This is a genomic window from Nguyenibacter sp. L1 (genome assembly GCF_035199985.1).
In the GTDB taxonomy this organism is placed as follows: Bacteria; Pseudomonadota; Alphaproteobacteria; order Acetobacterales; family Acetobacteraceae; genus Gluconacetobacter; species Gluconacetobacter vanlangensis.
In genome coordinates this window covers 1,314,137-1,332,049 of record NZ_CP127015.1, presented here as the reverse complement: position 1 = coordinate 1,332,049, position 17,913 = coordinate 1,314,137, and the positions used below count along the sequence as shown (strand labels likewise).

16 protein-coding genes are annotated in these 17,913 nt (G+C 63.5%); 8 read left to right on the top strand and 8 right to left on the bottom strand.

Annotation, left to right across the window (positions count from 1 at the left end; all coding sequences use genetic code 11):
• The first annotated feature begins 29 nt into the window (after positions 1 to 29).
• From QN315_RS05960 to QN315_RS05945, 4 genes are all read left to right on the top strand, one after another.
• A complete protein-coding gene (locus QN315_RS05960) occupies positions 30 to 1,151 on the top strand; it encodes an alkene reductase (RefSeq protein ID WP_323992116.1) in 1,122 nt (373 codons plus the stop codon).
• Between the two features lie 73 nt (positions 1,152 to 1,224).
• The gene (locus QN315_RS05955) at positions 1,225 to 2,394 is read left to right on the top strand and encodes a cytochrome c (RefSeq protein ID WP_323992114.1); all 1,170 of its coding nucleotides are present in this window, start codon (positions 1,225 to 1,227) and stop codon (positions 2,392 to 2,394) included.
• A gap of 115 nt (positions 2,395 to 2,509) precedes the next feature.
• Positions 2,510 to 3,004 (top strand): (2Fe-2S)-binding protein, encoded by a 495-nt coding sequence (locus QN315_RS05950; RefSeq protein WP_323992112.1) that lies wholly within the window; start codon positions 2,510 to 2,512, stop codon positions 3,002 to 3,004.
• Positions 3,001 to 5,262, top strand: coding sequence for a molybdopterin cofactor-binding domain-containing protein (locus tag QN315_RS05945; RefSeq protein ID WP_323992110.1), 2,262 nt, complete (start codon positions 3,001 to 3,003; stop codon positions 5,260 to 5,262). Before QN315_RS05950 ends, QN315_RS05945 begins: the two co-directional genes overlap by 4 nt.
• Positions 5,263 to 5,333: 71 nt before the next feature.
• Here QN315_RS05945 and QN315_RS05940 read toward each other — a convergent pair whose 3' ends face one another.
• From QN315_RS05940 to QN315_RS05920, 5 genes are read right to left on the bottom strand one after another with little or no spacing between them, the layout of a single operon-like run.
• Positions 5,334 to 5,576 carry a hypothetical protein gene (locus tag QN315_RS05940; RefSeq protein ID WP_323992108.1) on the bottom strand — a complete coding sequence of 81 codons (243 nt, stop codon included), beginning with the start codon at positions 5,574 to 5,576 and terminating at the stop codon, positions 5,334 to 5,336.
• Complete coding sequence (locus QN315_RS05935; RefSeq protein WP_323992107.1) at positions 5,573 to 5,764, bottom strand: hypothetical protein; 192 nt, start codon at positions 5,762 to 5,764, stop codon at positions 5,573 to 5,575. Before QN315_RS05935 ends, QN315_RS05940 begins: the two co-directional genes overlap by 4 nt.
• Entirely contained in the window at positions 5,761 to 7,284 is a 1,524-nt protein-coding gene (locus tag QN315_RS05930) for an MFS transporter (RefSeq protein ID WP_323992105.1), read from the bottom strand. Before QN315_RS05930 ends, QN315_RS05935 begins: the two co-directional genes overlap by 4 nt.
• The gene (locus QN315_RS05925; RefSeq protein ID WP_323992103.1) at positions 7,281 to 7,415 is read right to left on the bottom strand and encodes a hypothetical protein; all 135 of its coding nucleotides are present in this window, start codon (positions 7,413 to 7,415) and stop codon (positions 7,281 to 7,283) included. The genes QN315_RS05930 and QN315_RS05925 overlap by 4 nt, the downstream gene beginning before the upstream one ends.
• 4 nt (positions 7,416 to 7,419) lie before the next feature.
• The gene (locus QN315_RS05920) at positions 7,420 to 8,079 is read right to left on the bottom strand and encodes a hydrolase (RefSeq protein ID WP_176638390.1); all 660 of its coding nucleotides are present in this window, start codon (positions 8,077 to 8,079) and stop codon (positions 7,420 to 7,422) included.
• A 764-nt stretch (positions 8,080 to 8,843) separates the two neighbouring features.
• Between QN315_RS05920 and QN315_RS05910 the strand changes: the two genes are divergently transcribed.
• Positions 8,844 to 9,074: a hypothetical protein gene (locus QN315_RS05910; RefSeq protein ID WP_176638389.1), complete on the top strand. Its 231-nt coding sequence runs from the start codon at positions 8,844 to 8,846 to the stop codon at positions 9,072 to 9,074.
• A 98-nt stretch (positions 9,075 to 9,172) separates the two neighbouring features.
• Here the strand turns inward: QN315_RS05910 and QN315_RS05905 are convergent, their stop codons facing one another.
• Both QN315_RS05905 and QN315_RS05900 read right to left on the bottom strand, forming a co-directional pair.
• Entirely contained in the window at positions 9,173 to 9,454 is a 282-nt protein-coding gene (locus tag QN315_RS05905) for a LysR family transcriptional regulator (RefSeq protein ID WP_176638388.1), read from the bottom strand.
• A gap of 19 nt (positions 9,455 to 9,473) precedes the next feature.
• On the bottom strand, positions 9,474 to 10,880 hold the full coding sequence (locus QN315_RS05900; protein WP_323992099.1) for an efflux transporter outer membrane subunit: 1,407 nt from the start codon (positions 10,878 to 10,880) through the stop codon (positions 9,474 to 9,476).
• A 277-nt stretch (positions 10,881 to 11,157) separates the two neighbouring features.
• Between QN315_RS05900 and QN315_RS05895 the strand changes: the two genes are divergently transcribed.
• From QN315_RS05895 to QN315_RS05885, 3 genes are all read left to right on the top strand, one after another.
• Positions 11,158 to 11,706: a TetR/AcrR family transcriptional regulator gene (locus QN315_RS05895; protein WP_323992097.1), complete on the top strand. Its 549-nt coding sequence runs from the start codon at positions 11,158 to 11,160 to the stop codon at positions 11,704 to 11,706.
• 85 nt (positions 11,707 to 11,791) lie between these two features.
• Positions 11,792 to 12,892 (top strand): efflux RND transporter periplasmic adaptor subunit, encoded by a 1,101-nt coding sequence (locus tag QN315_RS05890; RefSeq protein WP_323992095.1) that lies wholly within the window; start codon positions 11,792 to 11,794, stop codon positions 12,890 to 12,892.
• The gene (locus QN315_RS05885; protein WP_323992094.1) at positions 12,889 to 15,999 is read left to right on the top strand and encodes an efflux RND transporter permease subunit; all 3,111 of its coding nucleotides are present in this window, start codon (positions 12,889 to 12,891) and stop codon (positions 15,997 to 15,999) included. The genes QN315_RS05890 and QN315_RS05885 overlap by 4 nt, the downstream gene beginning before the upstream one ends.
• A 473-nt stretch (positions 16,000 to 16,472) precedes the next feature.
• Here the strand turns inward: QN315_RS05885 and QN315_RS05880 are convergent, their stop codons facing one another.
• Positions 16,473 to 17,912, bottom strand: a complete 1,440-nt coding sequence (locus QN315_RS05880) for an MATE family efflux transporter (protein WP_323992092.1) — start codon at positions 17,910 to 17,912, stop codon at positions 16,473 to 16,475.
• Between the last annotated feature and the right edge of the window lies 1 nt (position 17,913).

Genomic DNA, 17,913 nt, shown 5'->3' with positions numbered 1-17,913 from the left:
TGACCTTTTTGCAAGCATAAGGAACCGTCATGTCAGAGCTTTTCTCCCCCGTTCGCCTTGGGGATCTTCATCTCAGCAACCGCATTGTCATGGCACCCATGACCCGAGCCCGGGCGGCGGACGATGGTATTCCGAACGCTTCCGCCGCCGAATATTACCGGCAACGTGCGGGAGCGGGTCTCATAATTACCGAGGCCATCAACGTCGGGCCACTCTCGGCGGCATTCGAGCGCGCGCCGGGATTATGGACGCCAGAACAGAGTGCCGCCTGGCAGGCGATTGTATCGAGTGCCAAAGCCGGGGGCGGCTGCATGGTTGCCCAGCTTTGGCATGCCGGCAGGGCGGGGGCTCGTGGAATTCTGGCCGGGCGGGAGCCGCTTTCCCCATCGGGGGTCAACCATGATCTCGGCGAGTTGCAGGTTTGGGGGCTTCTGCAAAACGGCGCGTATGTTCGGATCAACGCGACGCATTCTCGCGCGATGACGCATGCCGACATCACGCACGCTATCGACGAGTATCGCATCGCTGCGGCGAATGCGCGCGACGCCGGCTTCGATGGTGTCGAAATTCACGCGGGGAATGGGTATTTGCCCCATCAGTTCCTGTCTCCCGGCACCAATCGGCGAACCGACGCATATGGTGGTGACGCAACTGGCCGAGCGAGGTTTCTGCGTGAAATCCTGGCAGCCGTCGGGCAGGTCGTTCCCCTGACACGCGTCGGCATTCGGCTGTCACCCTATGCAGATTACAATAATGTCGCCGACCCGGACCCCGACGAGACCTATGCGTCCCTGGCAACGTGGCTGAATGGCGCCGGCCTTGCGTATGTGCATCTTGCCGACACGAATGCATGGACCGGCGCTCCCGATCTCGCGCGGCTCCTGGCTCTTTTCAAGCCCCGCTACACAGGGCCCCTCATCGTCAATGCGGGACTCTCCCCGGAACACGCGGCGGCGTTGGTTGCAGAGGGAAGTACGGATGCCGTCGCGTTCGGCCGTCTTTTCATCGCGAACCCCGATTTGCCGGAGCGGATGCGTCAGGGTGGCCCTTATAATGACCTCCGTCATGTCGGATTGTACGGCGGTTCGGCGGTCGGCTATACCGATTACCCGTTTCTTCCGCATGACGACGGCGCCAAGGCGGCGGTGTGACCACCGATATGGTCCATGACGGTCAATCCGGCTTACCGGCGCACTCCATGGCAAAGAAAGCGGCGAACAGAGCATGCCCGTAACCTTGAAAGCCGGCTTGATCGTGGCGTTGGGCATTGGGGTGGTCATGTCGGGCGTGGCAATCGGGCTGGTCTATAAGCCGCCGATCGCGACGGCGGTCCCACCCGATCCGCGCGCTTTTCCCGTGCCTCTGATAGAGCGCGGCGCCACGCTCGCGATGATCGGAGACTGCGTCGTGTGCCACACGGCCGAACGCGGTGTGCCCTATGCGGGCGGCAGACCGCTGGCCACGCCGTTCGGGACGCTTTACGCGACGAACATAACACCGGACCAGGCAACCGGCATCGGCTCATGGTCGTTCGCGGCGTTTCGGCGGGCAATGCGCGAGGGCATATCGCGCGACGGCAGCCACCTTTGTCCGGCGCTGCCTTATGAACATTTCACGCATGTGACTGATGACGACCTCATGGCGCTCTATGCATTCCTGATGACGCGAAGGGCGATACGGGCACCGGCTCCTCACAACGAGCTGGTTTTTCCGCTCGGTTTTCGTCCGCTTCTTGCGGGATGGAATCTGCTTTTTCTGCATCGGGGTCCATTCGTCGTCAAACGGGGCGAAAGTGCCGAATGGAATCGAGGCGCCTATCTCGTTGAAGGGCTCGGCCATTGCGGGGGATGCCATACGCCCCGCAACCTGGCCGGCGGAGAGGAACGGCACCGCGCCTTCGCAGGCGGCGTCGCGGAAGGGTGGAACGCCCCGGCGCTCGATCCTTCAAACCGATCTCCGCATCGCTGGACCGTTCAATCCCTCTACACATATCTCCGTACTGGCATTGATGCCGGACACAGCGCCGCCGCAGGTCCGATGGGACCGGTCAGTTACGATCTCTCCTCCGCTCCCGATGCCGATGTCAGAGCCATTGCTGTCTATGTCGCGTCATTGATGCGGCATGGCCACGATGATGACGGGGGGGGCTGGGCCCGTGGATATGAAAAGGAAGGCAGAAGACGCGCATCCGTCCGGCGCCGCGTTGTTTGCCGGCGCATGCGGCGGTTGTCACGGGGAGGGAGCCCCCATGGTATCGCAAGGCCGCCCGTCCCTGTCGTTGGTCAGCGCAATCCAGGAAGACGATCCACGCAATATGTTGCAGGCGATTCTTCAGGGGATACACCCTCTCGGACACGCGCGGCCCCTATATGCCGGCCTTCTCGAGCGATCTGAACGACGGTCAGATCGTGGAAATCGCGGCTTATCTGCGCGCCAGATATAGCACGCGCACACCATGGACCCAACTTGAAGCGGCCGTCATGGCGGCGCGCGGAGCGGGGGCGAAGCAATGATCCTGACAGTGAATATCAATGGCGTCGACCACGCTCTCGATGTCGATCCATCTACGCCGTTGTTGTATGTGCTTCGCGACGATCTGCAGCTGAATGGCGCGAAATATGGATGCGGCCTGGGACAGTGCGGCGCCTGCACTGTGCAGGTCGACGGCAGGGCCGTATTTTCATGCCTGATGCCCATTGCCGCGTTGGACGGAAGGCGGGTCCGGACGGTCGAAGGGTTGGGATCGATCGACAATCCCGGTCCAGTGCAGCGGGCCTTCGAGGCTGAACAGGCCGCACAGTGCGGGTATTGCATCGCCGGAATGATCATGCGCGCCCAGGCATTGCTCGATCGCACGCCTTCGCCGACCGATGCGCAGATCCGCGCGCATATGCAGACCAATTTATGCCGCTGCGGCACCCATATGCGCATCCTGCGCGCGGTCAGACGCGCGGCGGACAGCGCGGAAGCTGCCACGGCCACGCGTCGGGGGCCATTGGAATGAGCATTTTGAATGCTGCTCCGCCCCTGTCGCGCCGCTCTTTCCTCGGTGGTGGCGCACTTGTCGTCTCCTTCGCGATAACGCCGCGTGCGTTCGCGCAACTCGCTGGTGGGGGGGAAGGGGGTGCCGGCCCCCGCATCGTCGCGCCGAACCTGCCGGGAAGCCTGAAATCCACGCCATGGCTGGACGCATGGATCCGCATCGATGCGGACGGGCATATCACCGCCTTCACCGGCAAAGCCGAACTGGGACAAGGCATCCGGACCGCATTGCTGCAGGTCGCCGCCGAGGAACTGGATGTGGCGCCTGGGCAGATCGAACTGGTGACCGTCGACACGGAGAGAACGCCTGATGAAGGCCTGACGGCCGGGAGTCACTCGATGCAGGATAGCGGCAGCGCGCTTCGCAATGCCGCCGCGAATGTCCGCATGCTGTTGATTCAGGAGGCCGCGCGTGCCTGGGACGTGGCGCCGGACACCATCGGCACAAGCGGTGACGGTCGACTGCATAGTGCAACCGGCCGCACGGCGCGCTATGGCGAGCTTGCGGCCTCGCTCTCGCTGCATGTCGAAGCGCTTCCCAATGTGCCCCTGCGCGATCCGAAGCTGTTTCGTACGATGGGCACGGCACTGGCGCGTGTCGACATCCCGGCAAAACTGACGGGTGGGGCCGCGTATGTGCAGGATATGCGCGTGCCGGGAATGTTGCATGCACGTGTCGTGCGCGGCCCGAGTGTCGGCACGCGCCTCGATCCACTGAATGTCGCGGCCGTCGAGGGCCTCGCCGGCGTGGTCAAAATCGTGCAGGTCGGGTCGTTCGTCGCCGTGGTCGCCGACCGCGAATGGACCGTGATCACGGCGCTGCGACGGCTTCAGGAGACGGGCTTCGTCCGGATGGTGCCGCCGATCCCTCAGGGCGACGTCGTCGCGACGCTCAGGAGCTTGCCGCCCGAAGAGATTGTCGTTCTCGACACCCACGATGTGACCGAGCCTTCCGCTCGCACCGTCAGGGCACGCTATACGCGACCGTGGCTCAGCCACGGATCCATCGGTCCGTCTTGTGCGGTCGCGATGTTCCGGGACGGCAGGATGACCATATGGACGCACAGCCAGGGCACATACGACGTTCGTCGCGTCGCGGCCGAGCTTCTTGATCTGCCGCCTGCGAACGTGCATGCGATCCATGTCGAAGGGGCCGGGTGTTACGGCCAGAATGGCGCCGATGACGTTGCTGCGGAAGCCGCCATGATCGCAAAGGCCGTGCCTGGGCGGCCAATTCGGTTGCAATGGATGCGCGAGCAGGAGTTCGGTTGGGAGCCGCTGGGGCCAGCCATGGTGACCGAGGTCGAGGCGTCGCTCGATGCTCAAAACCGTATTGTCGCCTGGAACTATGATGTCTGGAGCAATCCCCATAACAACCGGCCGGTCGGCGCCGGCGGCGTGCTGGTCGGCGGCGAGGTGGTGCCGCCGTTCCCCGCGCCGGAGGGCAAACCCATACCGATGCCCGAGGGCGACGGAGATCGCAATGCGAACCCGCTCTACACGCTGCCCAACATGCATGTCCTCTATCATTTCCTGAAGGATATGCCGATCCGCGTCTCGGCACTCCGCTCGCTTGGCGCGCATCTCAATGTTTTCTCGATCGAATCCATGTTTGACGAATTGGCGAAAGCCAGCGGCGTCGATCCCCTGGTTCTGCGGTTGGCGCACATGAAGGACGAGCGCGCGCGTGCGGTCATGCAGACGGCGGCCGAGCGGTTCGGCTGGGTGAACGGAGTCCGGGGCGATGGCCGGCGAGGCCGCGGCATGGGATTTGCCCGCTACAAGAATCTGGGTGCGTATTGTGCCGTCATGCTCGACATCGAAGTCGAGCGCGAGACTGGCCGCATCGCGGTATTGCGTGCCGTTGCTGCCGTGGATAGCGGTCAACCGGTCAATCCGGACGGCATCCGCAACCAGGTCGAAGGCGGCATTATCCAGTCACTGAGTTGGACAACCCATGAGTCCGTAACGTTCGATGCCAACCGGCGGACGAGCTTTGATTGGAGCATGTACCCCATCCTGCGCTTCGCCGACGCGCCGCATTCGGTCGAGGTTCATGTGATCGACAGCGTCGGCATGCCCTTTCTCGGGACCGCGGAATGCGCGCAAGGTCCCACGTCGGCCGCTTTGGCAAATGCGCTCGCCGACGCCGTCGGAGTTCGCCTGCGCGAGATGCCGCTCAGCCCTGCGCGCGTCAAGGCGGCGATCGGAGTCATTTGATCGCTGCCTGAACCCGTCTTGCCCGACGACGAAGCGGATTGGCGGCTGGAACGAGAGCGCAGGCCGTGCGCTCAGGGCAGCGGCTTTCCATCATCGCCGAGGCGCTCGACCTTCGTCTTGCCGTCTGGCGTCACGGTCATGCCGATGCGGCGTTTTCCGGCCGCGTCGATCAATACCATGCCCGACCCGCCGGCATTATTGAGAAACAGGTAACTCGACGCGCCGCCCGGTCGGTCGAACTTCACATGCGCGCCTTTGTCGTCGATTGCCAGTGCAGCGCTCGGCCACGTGGGGTCAGGGTTGCTGAGCGTCACCGCCGGCCGGCGGCTGCATCCAGCGCGACCATCGCGCGTGGCGCACCATCGCTGCCGATCAGTAAGATGGTCGGTGTGCCATCCTTGGCCGACAGCAGGATGCGCGTATGCCCTTGCGCATCGACGATACGGACCTCCTGTGTCACGACGGGAGGGAGTGGCAGATGTGCCATGACCGTTTCCTTCATGCTTCTTCCGTGGGCTCGGGGTCGCCGAGGTTGATCGCCCGGATGCTGATGGCGAGCAACGCGGCGGCGAGCGCGATCATCGCCATCGCCCCGAATACCCAGCGAAAGGCTTCACGGATCGCATTTAATGGAAATGCCGCAGCCGCGATGCCGCTGGTGGGCACATCGAGCGCTGCCTGGACCTGCGCCACGGCCCCCGGTGCCTGCCACTCCATTGCCAGGAGCAGGATCGCCGAAGTCGCCGCCGTGCCCATCACCCCTCCAATCGAACGCGCGAAGGACAATGTCGCAGTCGCGGTGCCCAGATGCGCCTTGCCGCCCGCCCATTGCACCATCGTCTGGGCCGCTGGCATCGTGGTTCCAAGGCCAAGCCCGAACAGGGCCGAGGCACCTGCGATCATCCAGGCGCCCTGGTCGATTGTCGCGGCAAGCAGCGCGAAACCAGTTGAGGCAACTCCCAGTCCCCAAACCAGTGGCCCGCGGGGCAGGCCGGTGTTCGAGATGCGCAAACCCGTACAAGTCGAGATGATCACCTGCGCAAGTGTCAGCGGGATCAGCAAGAGACCGGATATGCTTGGACTCAGGCCCAGCACTAGTTCCAACAAGAGCGGTACCTGGATCACCGCCGCGAAAAGCGCCGCGGCAAACAGCGTGGTGCATAAAGTCACCCGCCAGACGATCGCGTTCTGCAATAGCGCCGGCGAAATCAATGGCGCGGCAACCCGACGCTCGATCGGTAGCAGCAGAGCGAAGCCGAGAATTCCAGCACCGCCCAGAGCGAGCACTGTCGTCGAAGTCCAGCCCCAGTCTGGTCCTTGCGTCAGCACCAGCAGCAAGGCGAGCGTCGCGCCGACGAACACCGACGTACCGGGCACGTCGAGCGTGAAAGGCCCTTGATCCTTCTCAGCCGCTAACGGCCAGGCGGCGACCGCCGCCCCGAGGCCGAGAGGTATGTTGGTCCAGAAAATCCAGCGCCACCCGACATGTTCGGACAAGAAGCCTCCAGCGATGGGCCCTAACGTGCTGGCGAGCGCAAATACCGCGCCGAACCAGCCCTGAAAGCGGCCGCGATCCTTCGGATTCACGGCCTCGCCAATCAGCGACTGCGACAGGGTCATTAGACCGCCGCCGCCCAGCCCCTGTATGGCGCGGGCGACGTCCAGCGTGGTAAGGTCAGGCGCCAACCCACAGCCGAGCGAACCCGCCACGAACAGTGCCAACGCCCCCAGCAGCGCAGGCTTGCGCCCCACTGCGTCGCCGATCCGCCCATAGATCGGTGCCGCGACCGTCGCTGACAGTAGATAGGCGGTGACAATCCAGGCGATCTGCGTGAAGCCATGCAGCGATGTGGCGATCGCCGGCAACGCAGTCGCAACGATCGTCTGGTCGAGCGAACCAAGGAACATCGCGGGTGCCACGCTCAGGAAGACCGTGACGAAGCGCTTGTTTTCTGTGGGCGAGGAAGGAAGCGCACCTTTCGTGAGAGGGCTGGCATCAGCGGACTGCGCGCGCGAGGTCATGCGCTCCACCCGTCGGCGGTGAGCTCGTCAAGAAAGGCATGGCAGGTGGAGGGCAGGGAAGCGAGCATCAGGCTGCCGCGATCCCAACGGACAGGAAAACGGTGCTCGATATCGCGAAGATCGCCTACCATCGAATTATGCGGGCTTGATCATGTCACGGGCATAGTCCAGACCGATGCCATAGCCCCCGCCATGATCGACGACGATCGATCGCGCGGCTTCATAGGTTTCATGGCGTGTCCAGTCACGCTGGAACTCCAGCAGCAGTTGAAGCCAAGACGTCATCACCGCCCCGGCCTGCTCCATTCGCCGAAGGGCAGCGTCATGGCTCGCCGCGGTGAGGCCACCGCAGACATCGGCAACGACATGGACTTTGTAGCCTTCGGCAAGGGCTGATAGCACGGGGAAGCTGACGCAGGCCTCCGTCAATAGTCCTGCAACCACCAGTATCTTGCGACCTGTCGCGATCACCGCGGCCTTCGCTGCTCCGTCCTCCCACAGATTCATGCTGCGTCGTTCGATCGGTGTTACGTCGGGCAGGACGGCGCGGAGCGGCGGCATCAGCGGGCCGCTATAAACCTTCGATGCGGAGGTGCTGACGACCACCGGCACACCGAAGGTTGTCGCGGTACGGGCAAGCGCGATTGCGTTGCTGCGCAGGACTTGGCGATCGGCCGATCCGGTGGCAAAGGCAAGGCCTGCCTGCTCGTCGACCAGAACCAGCGCGCAATCGCTGGCGTCAAGAAGAGGAGTGCCGCCAATCGCCGGCCCATCATGTGTCGCGATGGTGTTCATGCTGTCCCTTCTATAATTATTGTCATTCTGACATGGCGCCATACGCAATGGCATAAGCAGAGAAAAACCCACCCGTCGCCACTGCGCCGTTGATGAAGCGACAGCTTCTAAAAACAAAAATGTAAAAGAGTCTCTGCCACATGGATTGTTTAATGTGATGGTGCTTTGACCGATTGTGCTGTCTTCGTCACGAGGCTGTCCCTGAGGGCACGCCAAATGAATTACACCGCCAAGGGCTTTCCAGGCGGCACGCGTCATGACTGCCGGAAACGCTCGCGACATGAGTGCTGGTGTTCGGGTCGTGGAGCATGCTTTCAAAACCACCGATATGGATGAGATGAAAAATATTTAGGGCCCGTTAGACCTTGATCCAATCTGCGGCTAAATGAGGCGGCGGTCTTTTCATATCGGGTTGTGACGGCACACCATTCCTTCAGGCGAACCCCAAGATTTTCCACCAGATGGCGGTTGCGATAAGCTCATTTGCGGGTAGGAAACGGCGGCGTCCCGGCGCTTTGGCGGGATCGCTGGCCGGGCCTCCATAGCCCTGAAGTGGTCCCCTCATGAGGACCACGGGCGGTCGAATTTCATGCGGGTGACAGCCAGTTCTATGCGCGCAACGTCGTAGCATCCTGCTCGACAATATAACCCATATGGAAAACGGGACGCCTTTGCGAAACAGGGTTGTGTAAAACATGGCGTATCACACTATCTGCTGTCCGTTTTCAAATATCGTCCTGTTTTCCGAAGGGTGAATCGGGTCCATGAATGCACGAAAAAATGAAGAAGGGGTTGTTCTTCGAACCGTCGGGGCGCCATATCGGCGCCTGGTGCCATCCTCCGAAGCACATCCCCAGGCCAGCGTCAGCACCGAAAACCTGACGCATATCGCGCAGGTCGCCGAACGGGGGCTGATGGACTTCGTCTTTATCGCGGACACGAACAATGTCTGGGAAGAGAATATTTTCTTTTCTAAACGGATAATGCAAGCTTGAACCTCCCGTCGGCTGGAGGTGGCAGGCTGTCGATCCGAGCAACTCCCCGGCGGTCCGCCCCAAGTGTCCTGCCCAAGGTTTTGACCTCATTGAGACCATCAAGAAAAAAAGAAACTCTCTAAATTGTCACGTTCCCGGCTGCCGTCAAACGAATGCCGGTGTGGTTTCGCTTCGGGAGGTGACGCCAACTCATCTTCGAGCCTGTCGGTGGCACGGGCGAAGGTAGAAAGTCTCATGCCATGAATCATGGCTGCCCTTGTCAGACTGCCGGCCTCCACGGCAAGCTTGAAATATTCAAAATCTGCGCTTTGCATGACGCGAGCGCGTGTGCAAGCAGGACGATCATCATGCAAAAGAGCAAAGAGTCTATCTTCTGCCACGTCTGCCGGATCAACTCCGTCAGGTGGGCCAGCCTCCGCCCAACGCTCTGAATGAACTTACGGCTGCGCGTGCCGCGTTTGCCCGGTTTAGGGCAAGTTGGTCCTGCGAGTCCAGAAGCTGCCGATCTGCGTCGAGCACGTCCGTCAAAGGAATGACGCCCGCCTGGAAGGATTGCTGGGAAAGATCGCGCGCGCGCGTCAGCGAGGCGACTTCAGTCTGCAAGTCGCCTGTGCGCTGCTCCGTCTGTACCAGGGTCGTGAAAGCATTTTCTACATCTTCGGCCGCATGCAGGACCGTCAGCCGGTAATGCGCCAGGGCCTCGGCATTGGCGCCACGGGCCTGCTGCACCTCGGCGTCGATCTTGCCGAAATCGAAGATCCGCCAGCGAATTGCTCCGGAGCCCGTCGCCTGGAAACCGGGTGCTGTGAAAAGCCTGTTGGGACTGAGACTTTGAAAGCCCAGAATTCCGGTGAGTGACAATTTGGGATAGTAATCGCCCAGCGCCTCGCCGATCCGTGCGTTCGATGCCGCCAGACGGCGCTCCGCAGCCAGAATGTCCGGTCGGCGACGTAACATGTCCGTGGGCTTGTCGCTGGCGCCGATGGCCGGAATGGCTGGAATGTCGGACGGCGTTCCCAACTCGGCGGCATAGGTGCCGGGCTGAGCGCCCATCAGCACGTCAAGACGATTAGTTTGGGCTTCGAGGGCGATGCGGATCAACGGCACGGTCTGGCGCGCGGATTGCAGCAAAGCCTCCGCCTGGGCGAGTTCCCGCTCGTTCGAAATGCCCCGTGTGCGTCGCTGGCGGACCAGATCCAGCAGATGGGTGTCCACGGTAATCTGCCTTTCCGCGACGGCGAGCCGTGCTTGGTCTCCCCGGATCTGGAAATAAGCGTCGGCGGCGTCGGCCGCCACGGTGATACGCTCACCCACACGTTCCACCTGCGCGGCCTCTTCCTCGTCCCGTGCGGCTTCCTGCCCGCGCCTGAGGCCGCCGAACAGATCGATTTCCCAGCTTGCCGCGCCGCTGACGTCATAGGTGCGGTAGTCACGGTGGAAACCGGGGACGGTCCGTACGACATGGCCGATCAGCCCCTCCTGGGACAACCGGTTCGCGGAGGCCTGCGGGGCGAAATCCAGCGTCGGCAACAGGCGTGCGGTAGCTGCTTCCGCGGCGCCCCGCGCCTGGCGGACGCGGGCCATGGCGGCCGCGAGGTCCAGGTTCTGGGTCAGCACACGCTGTTCGATACGTACCAGTTCGGGGTCGTGAAATCCCTCCCACCACGTGTCGAGCGACGGCGCCGCCGTGGCGTGGCGGGCGTCGATGGCTGCTGCGCTGTGGAAAGGACGGAGACGTGCATCCGGCGCCCTGTAATCCGGGCCGACCGCGCAGGCGGACATCATCATGGCCAGGGAGAGTGTCATGGCCGGCTTCAGCAATCCGGTCGTTGCCCGGTGGCGCGGGGGTGCCGTGTTGCGCCTTGTTGCAGGAAGTGTGGAATTCATGGCGTTCGACCTTCGATGAGCGTCGGACACGCGTTGTCCGGCTGTAGTCGAGTGACTGATATACATATCAGTCACTCGTTGTCAATTCACCGCCCGTGTCTTATCTAAGAGGTCAAATTCAGCCAGGGGAAACAGGATGCGCGCGCCTCACACTGGACAACGTGGCCCGGTCGATCACGAGCGCCGGGATCAGATCATGACGGCGGCCATCGCGCATTTCGGGCATTACGGGTACAAGAAGACCACGATGGCCGATCTGGCCGACGCCATCGGTCTGTCGAAGGCCTATATCTATAAATTCTTCGAGTCGAAGAAGGCGATCGGCGAGGCGATCTGCGCGCTCCAGCATGGCAAGATGCGCGCGGATATCCAGGCGATCGTCGACGACGACAAGCCGGCTTCCGACAGAATGCGCAGGGTTTTCCTCGCTTTGGCGCGCAATACGGTCACGCTGTTTTCGCACGAGCGTAAACTGCACGACATCGTCTATTCGGCGGTGGAGGAGGAATGGGCGTCTGCCCGGAGTTTCGCCGATGCGTTGCGCGGCATGGTCGAGCACCTGATCCGCGAAGGCCGCGAGGGCGGCGAGTTCGAGCGCAAGACGCCCGTTGACGAGACCTGTCACGCCATCATGCTGGTCCTGCAGTCGATCTATCACCCCCTTCTGCTCGAGCAGCACATGGACACGTTGGACGATGATGCGGCGACGCTGGCCAGTCTCGTCTTGAGAAGCCTCGCACCGTGAATTTGGTACGAGGCTTAATGTGACCAATTGACAATACGGTCACTCGTGTACAATTTGGGCTTCCAAACCCGCTGGGAGCCCGAACATGGCTGGAACACGCCTATCCTTTCTTGCAGCGGCCGGCATCTGCACCGTTTTCGGGCTGTCGGCCTGCAAGCCCAAAGACGATCCTGATCCGCGCACGGCCGACCGTATCGTGGAGACGGTGCGGATCGAACCCGCAGCGACTGCCGAGCATGTCTACACGGGGGTCGTAGCGGCCCGCGTCCAAAGCGATCTCGGCTTTCGCGTGTCCGGCAAGATCGTCGAACGCCTGGTCGACACCGGACAGACTGTCTCAAAGGGGCAGGTGCTGATGCGCCTCGACCCGACGGATTACCTCCATGCCGTGACGACCCAGGTCGGCAGCGTGGCATCGTTGCGCGCCCGCTGGGTCCAGGCCGCGGCGGATGAGCGTCGCTATCGCGGTCTTGTCGCGACCGGTGCCGTGGCGGCCTCGGCCTACGACCAGGTAAAGGCCGAAGCGGACAGCGCCCGCGCGCAACTGGATGCGGCGATCGCGCAGGAGAAGATTGCCCGCAACCAGGACGATTATTCCCTGTTGCGCGCGGATGAAGACGGTGTCGTCGTCCAGACCCTGGCGGAACCGGGGCATGTCGTCGCGGCCGGTCAGACCGTGATCGTGCTGGCACATGCCGGCCCGCGCGAGGCCGCGATCGACCTGCCGGAAGGGGTGCGTCCGATGCTGCATTCCGCGGCGGAAGCCGAACTGTATGACGAGGGTTCCCGCGTGCCCGCGCACCTGCGGCAATTGTCCGACGCCGCCGACCCGCGTACCCGCACGTTCGAGGCCCGTTACGTCATGGACGGGCCAGGCGCGGACGCGCCGCTGGGGGCGACGGTGCGTGTCCACCTGCCTGAAGCCAGCGACGATCCGCCCGCGCTCGTCGTGCCGTTGGGCGCCGTCGATGACGAGGGCAAGGGGCCCGGCGTCTGGAGCGTGGATGGCCTGGCTTCGACAGTCAGCTTTCATCCGGTACAGATCGCACATATCGGCGAGGATACGGCGACGGTCGTCCCCGGTGCGGATCTTCGCCCGGGCATGCTGATTGCGGCGGCCGGCGGCCACTCTCTGCATGTCGGCGAGCATGTCCAGATCGCCTCGACAAAGGTCGCGATGCAATGAGCGGGTTCAACCTGTCCGCCCTCGCGGTGCGCGAGCGCGGGATCACATTGTTCCTGATCGTGGCGCTGGCATTGTCGGGCGCCTATGCGTTCTTCAGTCTCGGCCGTGCCGAGGACCCCGCCTTCACCGTCAAAACCCTGACGGCGACCGCTGTCTGGCCGGGCGCCACGGCGCAGGAAATGCAGGACCTGGTGGCCGATCCCCTGGAAAAGCGGGTGCAGGAACTGCAATGGTACGACCGGGTGGAAACATTGACCCGGCCGGGCCTGGCGCTGATGATGGTCACGCTCAAGGACAACACGCCGCCTGCCGCCGTTCCCGAGCAATTCTACCAGACGCGCAAGAAGCTGTACGACACCATGCCTCTTCTACCGCAGGGCGTGCAGGGACCGTTCGTCAACGACGAATATTCCGATGTCGATTTCGCCGTCTACGCACTGGACGGCCATGGGCTGCCCGAACGCCTGCTGGTCCGCCAGGCCGAAACGGTGCGGCAGCGCCTGCTGCATGTGCCGGGCGTGCGCAAGGTCGATATTGTCGGCGAGCGGCCGGAACGGATCTTCGTCAATTTTTCCGATGCCAGACTGGTCACGCTCGGGATCAGCACGCAGGACGTGTTCGCGGCGCTCGAACGTCAGAATGCGGTGACGGCCGCGGGTTCGATCGATACGCGCGGCCCGCAGGTCTTCGTGCGGTTGGATGGCGCGCTGGACGACCTGCAGAAAATTCGTGACATCCCCATCGCGGCGGGCGGCCGGACGCTCAAGATCTCGGACATCGCGACGGTGGAGCGGGGGTACGAGGACCCACCGACCTATCTTGTCCGGCATGCCGGGGCCCAGACTCTGGTGCTGAACGTCGTGATGCAGGATCACTGGAACGGGTTGAAGCTCGGCCAGTCCCTGGCCGCGGCGGAGAAGACGCTGGGGGCGGGGCTGCCCGTCGGGGTCACGCTGACGAAAATCGTGGACCAGGCCGGCATCATTCATGCCGCCGTCGGCGAGTTCATGCTGAAATTCTTCGTGGCGCTCGGCGTCGTGATGGTCGTCAGCCTGGTCAGCCTGGGCTGGCGGGTCGGCATCGTCGTCGCGGCAGCCGTGCCGCTGACGCTGTCGATCGTCATGGTCATCATGCTGGTGACCGGCCGGGCGCTGGACCGCATCACGCTGGGCGCGTTGATCATCTCGCTGGGCCTTCTGGTCGACGACGCGATCATCGCGATCGAGATGATGGTGGTGAAGCTGGAGGAAGGGTACGAACGCACGAAGGCCGCCGCCTATGCCTGGAGCCACACGGCGGCCCCGATGCTGGCCGGCACGCTGGTCACGATCATCGGTTTCACCCCGGTCGGCTTCGCGCGCTCCACCGCCGGCGAGTACGCCGGCAACATTTTCTGGATCGTCGGCTATGCGCTGCTGACCTCCTGGTTCGTGGCCGTGGTGTTCACGCCCTATCTCGGCGTCAAGCTGCTGCCGGACATCAAGCGGATCGAGGGCGCCTATGAGCATATCTACGCCACGCCCAATTACCGCCGCTTCCGGCGCCTCGTCATATGGGTCGTGCGGCGCAAATTCATGGTCGCGGGGGCGGTGCTGGCGTTGTTCCTGCTGGCCTTCGTCGGGATGGGGTCCGTCCGGCAGCAATTCTTCCCCAGTTCGGACCGCCCGGAACTGCTGGCCGAGGTGCAGATGCCGGAGGGCACCAGCATCGAAGCCACCACGCGGGTCACGGCCCGTGTGGAAGCATGGCTGAAGACGCAGCCCGAGGCAAAGATCGTCACCAGCTATGTGGGTGCCGGCGCGCCGCGTTTCTTCCTGGCGTACAACCCGGAATTGCCTGATCCGTCCTTTGCCAAAATCGTCGTCCTGACTCCCAGCGCCCGGGACCGCGACCGCTTGCGCGATCGTATGCGCCAGGCCGTGGCCCAGGGGATGGCGCCTGATGCCCGGATCCGCGTGACGCAGTTCGTCTTCGGCCCCTACACGCATTTCCCGGTTATGTTCCGTATCATGGGACCGGATGCGGATCGGGTGCGCGATATCGCGACCCAGGTCGGCACGATCATGCGGAACAATCCGCATACGCGGCAGGTCAATGCCGATTGGGGCGAGCGCGTGCAGACGGCGCATTTCGTGCTGGACCAGGCGCGGCTGCAACTGATCGGCCTGTCCCCCCAGGAAGCGTCCGAACAGATCCAGTTCCTGCTGCTGGGCGTGCCCGTGACCCAGATCCGCGAGGACATCCGGACCGTCGATCTGGTGGTCCGCAGCGCGGGGCAGGATCGTCTGGATCCGGCGAAGCTGGGCAACATGACCATCAGCAACCGCACGGGCCAATTGATTCCGCTCAGCCAGATCGGTCATGTCGAGATCCGTGCCGAAGACCCTATCCTGCGCCGGCGTGACCGGATTCCGACGATCACGCTTCAGAGCGATATCGACGAAAACCTGCAGCCGCCGCAGGTCACGACGGAGATCGATCAGGCTCTGGCGCCCGTCCGCGCGACGCTGCCCCCTGGCTATCGCATCGAAGCCGGCGGCAACGCGGAAGAATCCGGAAAGGCCAACAAGGCCCTGGTGCCGATCTTTCCGGTGATGATCCTGCTGACCCTGGTCGTCCTGGTGTTCGAGACCCGATCCATCTCCGGCATGTTCATGGTGTTCCTGACGGCTCCGCTGGGGTTGATCGGGACCGTTCCGACCCTGTTGATCTTCCATCAGCCGTTCGGTTTCAATGCGATCCTGGGATTGATCGGCCTGTCGGGCATCCTGATGCGCAACACGCTGATCCTGATCGGACAGATCAAGGTCAATCAGGCGGCGGGGCTCGATCCGTTCCATTCGGTGGTCGAGGCGACCGTGCAGCGTGCCCGCCCGGTCATCCTGACGGCCCTGGCGGCCGTACTGGCCTTCATCCCGCTGACGGAATCGGTGTTCTGGGGCTCGCTGGCCTATACGCTGATCGGCGGCACGGCGGCCGGTACCGGGTTGATCCTGATGTTCCTGCCGGCGCTTTATGCGATCTGGTATCGCATAAAGCCGACGAACGAGCCTGACGGCGGCGAGCCGGAGGTGGCGAAGGATTTCACGGGGGCTACCAAAGAGTAGGGCGTGCCTTCGGCACTCCCTACGTCCCGAAAACAAAGATAAGGACGCTTCGAAGAGGTAGCTCGGGCCGTGCCGCCACCGTAGCGGCCGGCCTGGCGCATGAATTTCGGGCCGGAGATGTGCTGGAGCTGTGCCAGACCGACGGGGGCTGCGACGATATCTCAGCCCCTTCGGCGGCCTTCAAGGCGCTGGCGACCAGATCGAACACACAGGTCGTCGCGTTTTTCGGGGCGTTCGCGGGATTGCTGGAAGATGACGCGGTCTGGTCCGGAATCGCCGAGGCGAACGCGTATGATGTCGCCGATGCCCGTGCATCCGGCCGATCGACCTGGCGGCCGGCATTAGGGTCATCGGCGGGCGCCGGGATGAAGCGATGTACGACAGCATGACGGCTGGACGGTGTCCGTCAGCTGGAGGACGATATCACTCCGCGCCGCTGAGCATGGCCGGCGCTTCACGATGGCCTTCGTGTGTCAGGTGGCATTCTGTTTCACGGAAACGCGCCACAGGCGCCGGGACAGCATCGGCACGCCGCAGATCGGGGCAAAAACGATATAGGATATCGCCACGGTGGCTGACAAAGCCGCCATTCCGGCGTGGAAGACATGCACGACGACCATCCCGCCACCCGCCGCCAGTACCGTCCGCATGGTATAGGCGAGAAAAGGCCACAGGGCATGGCCTGCGCCCTGGACGGCGAAGGCGAACACGAATCCCGCCGCCATGAAGCCGTATGTGGGGGCCACTGTCGTCAGATAGGTCGTTGCGGTTATCGTGACGGGGGCCTGGCCGGTGAACAGGCCGCTCCAGAGCGTGGGGGCCAGGGCGACGGCCAGCCCGACGATTTCCGCGAAGGCACCGCCCACGCTTGCGCCGATCAGGGCAATCCTGCGCGCGCGCGCGGCCTGTCCCGCGCCGACCGCGATCCCGACCATGGTCAGTACGGCCGAGGACAGGCCGAACAGGATCGGGATCATCACGTAATCGAGCCGGGAGGCGATGCCATATCCGGCAATGGCGTCGACGCCGAGGCCTCCAACCGCGCCGGTCATGATGATGACGGTCAGATTCGTCTGCACCGTATTCAATGCGGTGGGGATGCCCACTTTCAGGATATCCGCGAACAGGCGCCATTCGAGGCGTGCCATCCGCAGTTTCAAGCCCGACCGGCCCGAGGCCATGTAGCGTAACAGGACGATCAGCGCGCAGACGTAATAGAGCACGAACGCGAGTCCGGCGCCTCCGACGCCGAGACGCGGGATCGGCCCGAAGCCGAAGATCAGGGCCGGAGAAGCCGGAATCATGACCGCGGCCCCGACCAGGGTTACCAGTGCGGGTACCCTCACGTTCCCCGCCCCACGCAAGGTGGCCGACAGCAGATTGACGATCCAGATCGCGACCGCGCCGCCGAAAACGGTATTCGAGTACGCCAGCGCCGCGCGCAGGGACGCGCCGTTCCCGCCCAGCGCGCCATAGAGCGCGGGACCGCCGCAGAGCAGTCCGACGGTAAAAACCGTGCCGGCGATCGCGGCCAGCACAATGGCATGCAGCACCAGAGCGTCGGCGTCGTGCTGCCGCCCGGCGCCGATCGCCCGCGCGAGCGCCGACGCCACCCCGCTGCCCAGGCCACCGTTCGACATGGTGACCATCAGCATGTAGACGGGAAAGACCAGTGCCACGCCAGCCAGCGCCTCGGTCCCCAGGACACCGACATAGTAGGTTTCGGCCACCCCGACCGCCGTCTGGGCCAGGAGTACGGCGATCGTCGGCAGCGCGAGCCGCATCAATGTTCCGGCGATCGGTCCCGTCAGGATGGCATCGCGCGTCCGCGCCTTGCGATCCGCCACGCGGGGCTCGCTGATCGGGGTGATTTCGATGAGGTCGGCGATCCTCTCATTGGCGCTCTCGAACATC